The 12,130-nt window shown below is 70.0% G+C and carries 9 protein-coding genes; 8 read left to right on the plus strand and 1 reads right to left on the minus strand.

Annotated features, from left to right (window positions below; all coding sequences use genetic code 11):
• The first annotated feature begins 74 nt into the window (after window positions 1–74).
• Window positions 75–1,268, plus strand: coding sequence for an elongation factor Tu (gene tuf, locus ABIB15_RS01070; RefSeq protein WP_354474589.1), 1,194 nt, complete (start codon window positions 75–77; stop codon window positions 1,266–1,268).
• A 337-nt stretch (window positions 1,269–1,605) separates the two neighbouring features.
• On the opposite strand, the gene ABIB15_RS01075 is transcribed toward tuf, so the two are convergent.
• The gene (locus tag ABIB15_RS01075; protein WP_354474591.1) at window positions 1,606–2,373 is read right to left on the minus strand and encodes an IclR family transcriptional regulator; all 768 of its coding nucleotides are present in this window, start codon (window positions 2,371–2,373) and stop codon (window positions 1,606–1,608) included.
• Between the two features lie 79 nt (window positions 2,374–2,452).
• Between ABIB15_RS01075 and hutH the strand changes: the two genes are divergently transcribed.
• The 7 genes from hutH (at window position 2,453) to rpsJ (ending at window position 12,122) form a co-directional block, all read left to right on the plus strand.
• Window positions 2,453–4,012 (plus strand): histidine ammonia-lyase, encoded by a 1,560-nt coding sequence (gene hutH / locus ABIB15_RS01080; protein ID WP_354474592.1) that lies wholly within the window; start codon window positions 2,453–2,455, stop codon window positions 4,010–4,012.
• 49 nt (window positions 4,013–4,061) lie between these two features.
• Entirely contained in the window at window positions 4,062–5,717 is a 1,656-nt protein-coding gene (gene hutU, locus ABIB15_RS01085; protein ID WP_354474593.1) for a urocanate hydratase, read from the plus strand.
• Between the two features lie 85 nt (window positions 5,718–5,802).
• A complete protein-coding gene (locus ABIB15_RS01090) occupies window positions 5,803–6,687 on the plus strand; it encodes an arginase family protein (protein ID WP_354474595.1) in 885 nt (294 codons plus the stop codon).
• Complete coding sequence (locus tag ABIB15_RS01095; protein WP_354474597.1) at window positions 6,684–8,078, plus strand: amidohydrolase family protein; 1,395 nt, start codon at window positions 6,684–6,686, stop codon at window positions 8,076–8,078. The genes ABIB15_RS01090 and ABIB15_RS01095 overlap by 4 nt, the downstream gene beginning before the upstream one ends.
• 198 nt (window positions 8,079–8,276) lie before the next feature.
• Window positions 8,277–9,245: a DNA topoisomerase IB gene (locus tag ABIB15_RS01100; protein ID WP_354474599.1), complete on the plus strand. Its 969-nt coding sequence runs from the start codon at window positions 8,277–8,279 to the stop codon at window positions 9,243–9,245.
• Window positions 9,246–9,962: 717 nt separating this feature from the next.
• Window positions 9,963–10,943: a type IV toxin-antitoxin system AbiEi family antitoxin domain-containing protein gene (locus tag ABIB15_RS01105; protein ID WP_354474601.1), complete on the plus strand. Its 981-nt coding sequence runs from the start codon at window positions 9,963–9,965 to the stop codon at window positions 10,941–10,943.
• Window positions 10,944–11,813: 870 nt separating this feature from the next.
• Entirely contained in the window at window positions 11,814–12,122 is a 309-nt protein-coding gene (gene rpsJ, locus ABIB15_RS01110; protein ID WP_147783478.1) for a 30S ribosomal protein S10, read from the plus strand.
• The last annotated feature ends 8 nt before the right edge of the window (window positions 12,123–12,130 follow it).

The raw sequence follows: 12,130 nt of genomic DNA on the forward strand, positions 1-12,130 counted from the left end.
CCCCAAACCAGTAAGACGAGCGATCGACATCCGTCATTCGCGTGCTCTTACGACGAAGTCCTGAGGAGGACCCATTGGCGAAGGCAAAGTTCGAGCGGACTAAGCCGCACGTCAACATCGGCACCATTGGTCACGTCGACCACGGTAAGACCACGTTGACCGCGGCAATCACCAAGGTGCTGCATGACAAGTACCCCACCCTGAACACTGCTTCGGCGTTCGATCAGATCGACAACTCGCCCGAAGAGAAGCAGCGTGGAATCACGATCAACATCTCGCACGTCGAGTACCAGACGGAGAAGCGTCACTACGCTCACGTCGATGCTCCCGGCCACGCGGACTACATCAAGAACATGATCACCGGTGCGGCCCAGATGGACGGCGCGATCCTCGTGGTTGCGGCGACCGACGGCCCCATGCCCCAGACGCGTGAGCACGTGCTGCTCGCCCGCCAGGTCGGCGTGCCGTACATCGTTGTTGCACTGAACAAGACCGACATGGTCGACGACGAGGAGATCCTCGAGCTCGTCGAGATCGAGGTTCGCGAGCTGCTGTCGAGCCAGGAGTTCGACGGCGACAACGCTCCCGTCGTTCGCGTCTCGGCGCTCAAGGCGCTCGAGGGCGACGAGAAGTGGGCAGCGACCGTTGCCGACCTCATGGACCAGGTCGACGAGTTCGTCCCGGAGCCCGTCCGCGAGACCGACAAGCCCTTCCTCATGCCCGTCGAGGACGTCTTCACGATCACCGGTCGTGGAACCGTCATCACCGGTCGTGTCGAGCGTGGCGTCCTGAAGCCGAACGACGAGGTTGAAATCGTCGGCATCAAGGAAAAGTCGTCGAAGACGATCGTCACCGCCATCGAGATGTTCCGCAAGACCCTCGAAGACGCACGCGCCGGCGAGAACGTCGGACTGCTGCTTCGTGGAACCAAGCGCGAGGACGTCGAGCGCGGCCAGGTTGTCGTCAAGCCCGGTACGGTCACGCCGCACACCGAGTTCGAGGCGAACGCCTACATCCTGTCCAAGGATGAGGGTGGCCGTCACAACCCGTTCTACGCGAACTACCGCCCGCAGTTCTACTTCCGCACCACGGACGTCACCGGAATCATCACGCTGCCCGAGGGCACCGAGATGGTCATGCCCGGCGACACCACGGAGATGACTGTCAACCTCATCCAGCCGATCGCCATGGAGGAAGGCCTCCGCTTCGCTATCCGCGAAGGTGGACGCACCGTCGGCGCCGGCACGGTTGTGAAGATCCTCAAGTAATACCCGCTGTACTAGACGGGGTCGGTCCTTCGGGGCCGGCCCCGTTGTGCGTTTGGGGGGCGGTCACCGAGGGGTTTGTGGGGACACGCCGGTTGTGGTGGTCGCGCGATCCGGAGTGTCGCCGTTTCTCCTGTGTTGCGTGAGGATGCTGCTGGCTCGCGTGCTCGTGGAGCCGTGCGGATGCCTGTGGGGCAGCATCCGCGGGGCTGGAGGTCTTCAGCGGGCCCGTAACCGAGGTGTTTGTGGGGACACGCCGGTTGTGGTGGTCGCGCGATCCGGAGTGTCGCCGATTCTCCTGTGTTGCGTGCGGTCGGCACACCCTGCGCCCGTCGGCGCGTCAGGCCCCGCCGAGCCGCGCGGTCAGCGCCGCCGATGCTGCCACGACCGCCGCCCCCAGCCGCGCGATTTCGTCCGGGGAAACGGTGGTGACGCTCAGATAGGTCAGCCCGATCGCCGCCACCGGATACCCGTGGCGGTCGGTCGCCGTCGCCGCGACGGAGGCGTAGCCCTGGGTGATCTCGCCGTCCTCGACAGCGAAGCCGCGGCGCACGGTCGCCGCGAGTATCTCGTCGAGCGCCCGCAGCGTCGTCGGTCCGAGACCGCGCCTCGTCACGAGCGACTCCCGGTGTGGGAACAGCGCCCGCACCTGCCCGGCCGGCAGCACCGCGAGCATCGACCGGCCGGTCGCGGTCAGGTGCGCGGGCAGCCGCACTCCGACGCTCGCGACCGTCGTTGGGGCGCGGTGACCGGCGGCCTTGCTGACGTAGGAGACGTCCGACCCGTGCAGCACGCCGAGCTGCGCGACCGCCGGCACGCCGACCTCGAGCACGAGCTTGTCGATGAGTGGCTGCGCGAGCCGCCCGAGCCGGGTGGCGCGCAGCACCGACGACCCGATCTCCGACACGAGCGAGCCGAGCCCGTAGGCGCGCAGCTCGGGATAGTGCACGACGTAGCCCTCGTCCTGCATGACCCGGATGAGCTGGTAGGTCGACGACCGTGGCAGCCCGAGGTCGCGCGCGATGGCGGATGCCCCGACCGGTCCGCTCTGCCGCGCAAGGTGCGTCAGAATTCGCAGCGCGCCGCGCGCGGCAGGAATGTCGGCCATCATGCTCCCGTCTGGTATCCCAGACACTTTATCGCGTGGACGTCTCCCGCGGTGCCCCGCGAAAACATCTAATGGGGACATGGATGTCACTACGATCGCCAGGCTCGCCACGGTCACCCTCACCTCAGCCGCCCCCACCTTCGCAGAGGTCGTCGCGGTTGCCCGCCACGGCGCGCACGTTGTCCTCTCCCCGGCTGCGCTCGAGGCCATGGCCGCCTCGCGCGCGGTGATCGAGTCCCTCGCCGAGGACACGACCCCGCACTACGGCGTCTCCACCGGCTTCGGCGCCCTCGCGACCCGGTTCATCCCGGTCGAGAACCGTCTTGCCCTGCAGTGTTCCCTCATCCGCAGCCACGCCGCCAGCTCGGGCGCCGAAATCGAGCGCGAGGTCACCCGCGCCACGATGCTGCTGCGCCTGTCCACCCTCACCACCGGTCGCACCGGCGTGCGACCCGTGGTCGCCGAGACCTACGCGGCGCTCCTGAACGCCGGCGTCACCCCGGTCATCGGCGAGTACGGCAGCCTCGGCTGCTCCGGCGACCTCGCGCCGCTGGCCCACTGCGCGCTCGCGACGATGGGCGAGGGTGACGTGCGCGACGCGACCGGACGGATGCTGCCCGCCGCCGACGCGCTGGCCGCCGCCGGCATCCGTCCGCTCGAGCTCCGCGAGAAGGAGGGCCTCGCACTCATCAACGGCACCGACGGCATGCTCGGGATGCTGGTGCTCGCCATCACCGACCTCCGCGCGCTCGTGACCGCGGCCGACCTCGCTGCCGCGATGAGCGTGGAGGGCCTCCTCGGCAGCACCGCGGTGTTCGCGGCCGACCTGCAGGCGCTGCGGCCGCATCCGGGTCAGGCGGACTCCGCCGCGAACATCCGCGCGCTGCTCGCCGGCTCGCCGATCGTCGCCTCGCACCAGACCGACGAGTGCACCCGCGTGCAGGACGCCTACTCGCTCCGCTGCGCCCCGCAGGTGCACGGTGCCGTGCGCGACACGATCGCCCACGCCGCCACCGTCGCGGGCCGGGAGCTCGCGAGCGCGATCGACAACCCCGTCGTCACGCTCGACGGGAGGGTCGAGTCGAACGGCAACTTCCACGGGGCGCCGATCGGCTACGTGCTCGACTTCCTCGCGATCGCCGTCGCCGACCTCGCGAGCATGAGCGAGCGGCGCACCGACCGGTTCCTCGACCAGGCCCGCAGCGGCGGGCTCAACCCGTTCCTCGCCGGCGACCCCGGCGTCGACTCCGGCCACATGATCGCCCAGTACACCCAGGCGGGCATCGTGAGCGAGCTGAAGCGGCTCGCGGTGCCGGCGTCGGTGGACTCGATCCCGACGAGCGCCATGCAGGAGGACCACGTCTCGATGGGCTGGAGCGCCGCCCGCAAGCTGCGCCGCGGGGTCGACGGACTCACCCGGGTCGTCGCGATCGAGCTGCTCACCGCCGCCCGCGGAATCGACATGCGCCGGATGCCGCCAGCGCCCAGCACCGCGGCGGTCATCGGCCGCCTGCGTGAGAGCGTGCCCGGGCCCGGGCCCGACCGGTACCTCGCCCCGGACATCCAGGCCGCCGTCGACCTCGTCGTGAGCGGCGAGCTCGTGGCCGCTGCGCGCGGGGTGGCGCCGGGGCTCGTGTAGCCCGACCCCCCCGCATCCGCCCCCCAACAACACAGAAGGAGACAGCCACATGTCCGCTCCCCGCCCCGTCCGCGCCGCCCGCGGCACCTCCCTGCAGACGCTCGGCTGGCCGCAGGAGGCCGCGCTCCGGATGCTGCAGAACAACCTCGACCCGGAGGTGGCGGAGCATCCGGACGAGCTCGTCGTCTACGGCGGCACGGGCAAGGCCGCGCGCGACTGGGCCAGCTACGACGCGATCGTGCGCACCCTCACCACGTTGCGCGGCGACGAGACGATGCTCGTGCAGTCCGGACGTCCGGTCGGCGTGATGCAGACGCACGAGTGGGCGCCGCGCGTGCTGCTCGCGAACTCCAACCTCGTCGGCGACTGGGCCAACTGGGACGAGTTCCGCCGGCTCGAGAAGCTCGGCCTCACGATGTACGGCCAGATGACCGCAGGGTCGTGGATCTACATCGGCACCCAGGGCATCCTGCAGGGCACCTTCGAGACCTTCGCCGCGGTCGCCGAGAAGCGCTTCGGCGGCACCCTCGCCGGCACCATCACCCTCACCGGCGGACTCGGCGGCATGGGCGGGGCGCAGCCGCTCGCCGTCACGATGAACGACGGCGTCGCGATCGTCGTCGACGTCGACCCGAGCCGCATCGCCCGGCGCATCGAGCACGGCTACCTCGACGTCGAGGCACGCTCGGTCGAGCACGCGCTCGAGCTCGCGCTGGATGCACGGGATGCCCGCCGCCCGCTCTCGATCGGGGTGCTCGGAAACACCGCCGCCGTCTTCCCCGACCTGCTCGCCCGCGGCGCCGAGATCGACATCGTCACCGACCAGACGAGCGCGCACGATCCGCTCGCCTACCTCCCGCTCGAGTTCGGCTTCGACCAGTGGCATCCGGCACGCGAGGCCGACCCGACCGGGTTCGCGGATGCCGCCCGGCACTCGATGGCCCGGCAGGTCGAGGCGATGGTCGGGTTCCAGAAGGCGGGCGCCGAGGTCTTCGACTACGGCAACAACCTACGCACCGAGGCGCGCACGGCCGGCTATGCGGACGCCTTCGCCTACCCCGGATTCGTGCCCGCGTACATCCGTCCGCTGTTCGCGGAGGGCAAGGGCCCGTTCCGCTGGGCGGCGCTGAGCGGCGACCCCGCCGACATCGCGGCGACCGACCGTGCAGTGCTCGAGATGTTCCCGGAGAACCGGTCGCTGCAGAAGTGGATCCCGCTCGCGCAGAAGCGGGTGCACTTCCAGGGGCTGCCCGCCCGCATCTGCTGGCTCGGCTACGGCGAACGCGACCGCGCGGGGCTGCGCTTCAACGACATGGTGGCCTCCGGCGAGGTCACGGCGCCGCTCGTCATCGGACGCGACCACCTCGACTCCGGCTCGGTCGCCTCGCCCTACCGCGAGACCGAGGCGATGAAGGACGGCTCCGACGCGATCGCCGACTGGCCGCTGCTCAACGCGCTCGTCAACACGGCATCCGGCGCCACCTGGGTCTCGATCCACCACGGCGGGGGAGTCGGAATCGGACGCTCCATCCACGCCGGCCAGGTCACCGTCGCAGACGGCACCGCGCTCGCCGGCGAGAAGATCGCGCGGGTGCTGACCAACGACCCGGGGATGGGCGTGATCCGTCACGTCGACGCGGGCTACGGCGAGGCGCTCGAGGTCGCCGAGCGGCTCGCGGTGCGCGTGCCGATGCGGGAGGGATGATTGCCGTGCGGGTCCGGGGCGCGGATGCTGGTGCAGAGGCGGCCTGGTGTTGCCGGGGCCGCTCGGGTCTAGTCGAGGAGCACTGATGGCCGCACTGTCGCACGACCCGCTCTGGCCGCGCGCGGGAGACTGGCCCGCCGGACTCACGGGCGCGCACACCGACCTCGCGATCCTCGGCATCCCGACGTGGCGCACGTCGCTCTCGCCGACCGGGGCCGGCGCGACCCCGGCCGCGGTGCGCGCGGCGCTGCGCTACTACAGCCAGTGGGCGGGCGGCTCGCGCTGGCCGACCATCGCCGACTGGGGCGACGTGCCGGAGCCGGATGGCGACGGCGAGGCTGTCGCGGCCGTCGCAGCCCGCCGTGCGGCGGAGCACTCGTCGCTGCTCATCGTGCTCGGCGGGGATAACGCCGCGACCGTGCCGGCCGCCCTCGGCGCCTGGGGCGACCGCCTCGACACCGCCGGCCTCGTCACCCTCGACGCCCACCACGACCTCCGCGACGGAGTGAGTAACGGCTCGCCGGTGCGCCGGCTGCTCGAGGCCGGACTCGACGGACACCGCGTCGTGCAGGTCGGCATCGCCGACTTCGCCAACTCCGCGCTGTACTCGGAGCGGGCCGCGGAGCTGGGGATCACCGTGATCACGCGCGGGGAGTTGGCGCGGCGCCCCATCGCGGATGCCGTCGCCGAGGCCCTCGAGATCGCCGGCGCCGCGGGCGGCCCGGTGCACGTCGACCTCGACGTCGACGTGTGCGACCGCGCGGTGGCGCCGGGCTGTCCGGCATCCGTTCCCGGCGGCATCTCGGCGGCGGAGCTGCGGGCGGCCGCTCGGGTGGCGGGGCGGCATCCGCTCGTCGAGTCGATCGACCTGACCGAGGTGGATGCGGCGGCGGACTCCCCGGACGGCCGCACCGTGCGCCTCGTCGCGCTGTGCGTGCTCGAGGCGGCGGCCGGATGGGCGGAGAGGTGAGCGCGGTTGGTGCGGCCGGCGCCGCTGGCGCGGCCGCCTCCAGTATCCTGATCGAGAACATCGGTCTGCTCGTGACGCACGACGCCGAGCGCCCGGAGCGGAGCGGCGCCGCGATCGTGATCGAGAACGGACGCGTCGCGTGGGTGGGGGACTCGCCACGCGCCCCTGATGCCGACGAGCGCATCGACGCCGGTGGTCGTTGCGCGATCCCCGGCTTCGTCGACAGCCACAGCCACCTCGTCTTCGCGGGCGACCGCGCCGCCGAGTTCGAGGCGCGCATGGCCGGGAGCCGGTACGAGGCGGGCGGCATCCGCTCCACGGTCGCGGCGACGCGGGCGGCGACCGATGAGCAGCTGCTCGCCGGGGCGCGGCGATTGCTCGGCGAGGCGCGCGCGCAAGGCACGACGACCATCGAGATCAAGAGCGGCTACGGCCTCACGGTGGCTGACGAGTCCCGCATCCTTTCGATCGCTCGCGCGCTCACCGCCGAGACTACGTACCTCGGCGCGCACGTGGTGCCCGCCGACTACTCCGGGAGGCGCGACGAGTACGTTGCCCTTGTGAAGGGGGAGATGCTCGACGCCTGCGCGCCGCACTCCCGCTGGATCGACGTGTTCGTCGACGAGGGCGCCTTCACGGTCGACGAGGCACGTTCGATACTCATGGCTGGCATCGCGCGGGGTCTCGGCGCGCGGGTGCACGCGGGCCAGCTGGGGATCTCGGGCGGCATTCGCCTTGCTGTGGAGCTCGGGGCGGCGAGCGTGGACCACTGCACCTACCTCGCGGACGACGATGTCGAGGCGCTTGCGGGGAGCGCGGGCGCGGGTGCGATTGGCGATGTGGGCGCGGTGAGCGCGGGCGCGGGCGCGGGTGCGATTGGCGATGTGGGCGCGGTGAGCGCGGGCGCGGGTGCGGGTGCGATTGGCGATGTGGTCGCGGTGAGCGCGGGCGCGGGTGCGGGTGCGGGTGCGATTGGCGATGTGGTCGCGGTCGCACGGGGCGATGACGGCGCGCTCTGGGCCGGCACCGTCGCCACGCTGCTGCCCGGCGTGGAGTTCTCGACGCGGTCGCCGTATCCCGATGCCCGCCGCCTGCTCGACGCCGGTGTGTGCGTCGCCCTCGCGAGCGACTGCAACCCGGGATCGAGCTACACGAGCTCGATGCCGTTCTGCATCGCACTCGCGGTGCGCGAGATGGGCATGACCGCCGCCGAGGCGGTGCGGGCCGCGACCCTCGGCGGGGCCCAGGCGCTGCGCCGCACCGACATCGGACACCTCCGCGTGGGCGCCGCCGCCGACATCGTGCTGCTCGATGCCCCGAGCTACGTGCACCTCGCCTACCGTCCGGGAGTTCCTCTCGTGCATCGCGTGATCGCGTCGAGTACCGAGTAGCCCGTGGGGTGCCGCGGGCATGCGCTCGCGATCTCGCACTGCGCCGAGTGTGCTCGCTCCTGCCGACGGTGCCTGTTACAGCGAGCACACTGGGCGCCAATCGGCACACTCGGCGGAAGTGGACACGGAATGGGGCGGCGGCAGCCCACTCGAGGCGACAATCCGCCGCATCCGCCCCTCATCACGTACCGTGGACGAATGCCGAGGCTTCGTCGCAGTGACTCCTCCGCTGTCGGGCTGCGGCGGGTTCGCGCCGGGCGCGGGTACTCCTACAAGGACGTCGACGGGCACCCGATCACCGACCCCGACCTTCGCGCCCGCATCGAGCAGCTCGCGATCCCGCCCGCGTGGACCGACGTCTGGATCGCCCCGTACCCGAACGGCCACGTGCAGGCGACGGGTATCGACGCCGCCGGACGCCGCCAGTACATCTACCATCCGACCTGGCGCGAGCAGAAGGACCGCATCAAGTTCGACCGCGCATTGCGGCTGGCCGAGTCGCTCCCCACCGCCCGCCGACGGGTCACGATCGACCTCCGTGGCGACGAACCCACCAAGGAGCGGGCGCTCGCGACGGCGTTCCGGATGCTGGACGCGGGGTCGCTCCGCGTCGGCTCCGAGAGGTACGTGGAGTCGAACGGGAGCCACGGGCTGTCGACGCTGCTGTGCGCGCACGCGTCCGTGAGCGGGGCGACGGTAGCGCTGAGCTTCCCGGCGAAGAGCGGGCAGCCGTGGGAATCGGACATCACCGACGCCGACCTCGCCGCCGTCGTGCGGTCGCTCAAGCGGCGCGGCCCGCGCGCCCGGCTGCTCGCCTACCGCGCGGACGACGGCTGGCGTCCGATCTCCGCCGAGGACATCAACGACTACGTGCGGGAGCAGACCGGGGGAGAGTTCACGGCGAAGGACTTCCGTACCCTGCGCGGCACGGTCGCCGCAGCGGTGAGCCTGGCGAACAACGGCCCGGAGAGGACGAAGACCGCGAGGTCGAAAGCGCTCGCGCAGGCGATGCGGGATGCTGCGGAGGTGCTCGGCAACACCCCGGCGATAGCCAAGTCGAGCTATGTCGACCCGCGGGTGGTGGACCTCTACAACGCCGGGACCACGATCGACCCGGCGCGCACCGAGTCGGCGGAGTCGGAGCTGCGCGCGCTGCTGTACCGGTAGCTGTGTGCCAGGGTGACGCGCGTCGGGCCGCTCGCTCGTGAGCTGGTGAGCGTGCCGCGGATGCTGCGGCACGCGTGCGGAGTACAGGCGGGCGACACTCATCGGTGCCGCACTAACTCGTGCTGCGCTAACTCGCGCTGCGCTAACTCGTGCTGCGCTAACTAGTGCTGCGCTAACTCGTGCTGCGCTAACTCGCGCTGCGCTAACTCGCGCTGCGCTAACTCGCGCTGCGCTAACTCGTGCTGCGCTAGCTAGCGCTGCGCTAACTCGCGCTGCGCTAGCTCGCGCGGCCGATCCCTGCAGCGGCGCCCGGCATTTCCGCTGTTCCGCGTATCAATCCCCGAGCGTGCCTGTTGACACCGAGTGTGCCCGTTGGGACAGTCACGCTCGACGCGTACAGGCACTCTCGCTAGCCCCAGCACCGTGCGCTCCGCGTGCGCTCCGCGGGCGCTCCGCTCCGCGGACGCCGCCCCCACGGTTGCCGAGCGTGCCCGCGGTTGCCGAGCGTGCCCGCCGTTGCCGAGTGTGCCCGTTGGAACAGGCACGCTCGCCGCGAGCAGGCACACTCGGCGGGTCGAACTGACGGCACTCACATTCGCGCCTACCGCCGGCGTGGCCGTCGGCCACTCCTCCTGCACAGGTTTCACCGGGAGTGGTGGCTCTCTTAAGCACGCCGTGACAGCCCGCCACCCTCAGCAACGGGGGCAAGCTCCGACTATGCCGTTGTCACCGTTGCCCCGACTAGATAAGGCGTCCGCCCGGTCCAGACTGGGGGAATCCCCACGGAACTTGCAGCGGGGGGTGAGTGGTGGCGAGCTGGTGCGCCTTCGGCGCGGTGTGTACGTCGGCTCCGCCGAGTGGGCCGGGCTGAACGCACGAAACCGATATCTGCTTCAAATTGAAGCGACGCAGGCGACGGCGAGCAACAGGTTGGTCTTTTCACACGAATCGGCGGCGGCAATATGGGGCATCCCCATCGTCGGCTCACGATCGGTGCTGCCATCGATCACGGCCCCGTCCTTGGACGGCCGGCGCAGCAGGCACGGCGTCATCCGTCACTCGGTCGACCTGAGGGAGGAGGACGTCGTCGAGAGGAGCGGCTTCCTGGTGACGTCGCCCCTGCGCACAGCGATCGATCTGATTGCGTCGCGGCCAATGATGAGTGGCGTCGCATCGCTCGACCACATCCTTCGCGAGAAGCGCGTATTTGGCCTGGCGAAGGACGAGCTGTGGGAGTACGTCGACGAGTTCCGGCCGTTCCGCAACGTTCGCCGAGCCGTCACGGTGATCGACTTCGCGACCGGGATGTCCGGCTCACCGCTGGAGTCGGTCAGCATGGTTCGCTTTCACGACTTCGGATATGTGCTGCCCGAGCAACAGGTGCGCTACCTCGGAGCACATGGCGAGGAGTATTTCGCTGATTTCAGTTGGCGCGACATTGCGAAGAGGGGGCTCGCGGTGATCGGTGAAGCGGACGGCCGAATCAAGCTTGAGGACCCCGAGTACCTCCGCGGGCGCACCCCCGAACAGGCGCTCTGGCAGGAGAAGGTACGCCAGGACGAGTTGCGTGAGCAGTCCTCCGCCTTTGTGCGCTGGGGATGGGATGACGCGTGGCAAGGCGGTCCGCTCATCCGCAAGCTCGACCGGGCAGGTGTGCCGCGCGATCGGCGGCCCCGCGCGTGGAGTGCCGGACGATGACTGCTGGCTGACGATTGCTGGCTGACGATTGCTGGGCGACGATTGCTGGGCGACGATTGCTGGGCGACGACTGCTGGCTGGCGACTGCTGGCCGACGCCGACCGCGGAGTGTGCCCTGTCGCGCCGAGCGTGCTTGTTGGAAAGGGCACTCTCGGCGCGGATGGGCACGCTCGGCGCGGATGCGGACGCCCGCGCTGGCTGTCCGAGCGGGCTGCCCCGGCGGATGCGAGTGGGCGCGCGTGTCGGATGCGGCTGTAGTCAGATGACGTGGGGGCAGGCAAGGGTAGCGGCCGAGTGTGCCCGTTGGTGCTGATTGTGCCCGTTGGTGCTGAGTGTGCCCGTTGGTGCCGACTGTGCCCGGTGGTGCCGACTGTGCCCGTTGGTGCCGACTGTGCCCGGTGGTGCCGAGTGCGCCTACTGGAAAGGGCACACTCGGCCGCACCGGCCACGTTCGGCGCGCGCCGCACGTGCGGCGCGATCTGCCCCCGGCGTCGCTCACTCGAAGCCCGCGAATCCCCGCCACACCACGACACGCCCAACGCGACACGCCCGGGTTGCAGGTCACTCGAGACTGTGGCAAACTCTCCTAGTTCAACACTTTCGGGTTTACGAATCCGGATCACTGCCAGGCAGTGCATAGAACTGAGGCCACGGGCCCGGTTCTAGGCCGCGGGTAGCAGAACACAACACATCCGAAACTCAAGACTCGTGCGGTGACGCGTGTGTCCGCGAGGGCGACACGCCCGAGCGCGGGGGTCGGTGAGACTCAAGCAGTAATTGACACCAAAACAGTGGTGCGACAGCGAGAGCTGAGCAAACCAAGCATCCAATAGCCCAGAGCCACGATGCATTAAAGAGAGTGAGTCACACATGGCGGGACAGAAGATCCGCATTCGACTTAAGTCGTATGACCACGAGGTCATTGACAGCTCGGCGCGCAAGATCGTTGACACGGTCACTCGTGCCGGCGCGACTGTCGTTGGCCCGGTGCCCCTTCCTACTGAGAAGAACGTGATCGTTGTGATCCGTTCACCCCACAAGTACAAGGACAGCCGCGAGCACTTCGAGAAGCGCACCCACAAGCGCCTGATCGACATCATTGACCCGACGCCGAAGGCCGTCGACTCGCTCATGCGACTCGACCTGCCCGCCGACGTCAACATCGAGATCAAGCTCTAGGAGGCTCC

The sequence above is a fragment of the Marisediminicola sp. UYEF4 genome, from assembly GCF_040546025.1.
GTDB lineage: Bacteria > Actinomycetota > Actinomycetes > Actinomycetales > Microbacteriaceae > Marisediminicola.

Coding starts and splice junctions, on each gene's coding strand:
- ABIB15_RS01075 (WP_354474591.1), bottom strand. CDS start 2,373: ATGGCCGACATTCCTGCCGCGCGCGGCGCGCTGCGAATTCTGACGCAC.
- hutH (WP_354474592.1), top strand. CDS start 2,453: ATGGATGTCACTACGATCGCCAGGCTCGCCACGGTCACCCTCACCTCA.
- hutU (WP_354474593.1), top strand. CDS start 4,062: ATGTCCGCTCCCCGCCCCGTCCGCGCCGCCCGCGGCACCTCCCTGCAG.
- ABIB15_RS01090 (WP_354474595.1), top strand. CDS start 5,803: ATGGCCGCACTGTCGCACGACCCGCTCTGGCCGCGCGCGGGAGACTGG.
- ABIB15_RS01100 (WP_354474599.1), top strand. CDS start 8,277: ATGCCGAGGCTTCGTCGCAGTGACTCCTCCGCTGTCGGGCTGCGGCGG.
- ABIB15_RS01105 (WP_354474601.1), top strand. CDS start 9,963: ATGCCGTTGTCACCGTTGCCCCGACTAGATAAGGCGTCCGCCCGGTCC.
- rpsJ (WP_147783478.1), top strand. CDS start 11,814: ATGGCGGGACAGAAGATCCGCATTCGACTTAAGTCGTATGACCACGAG.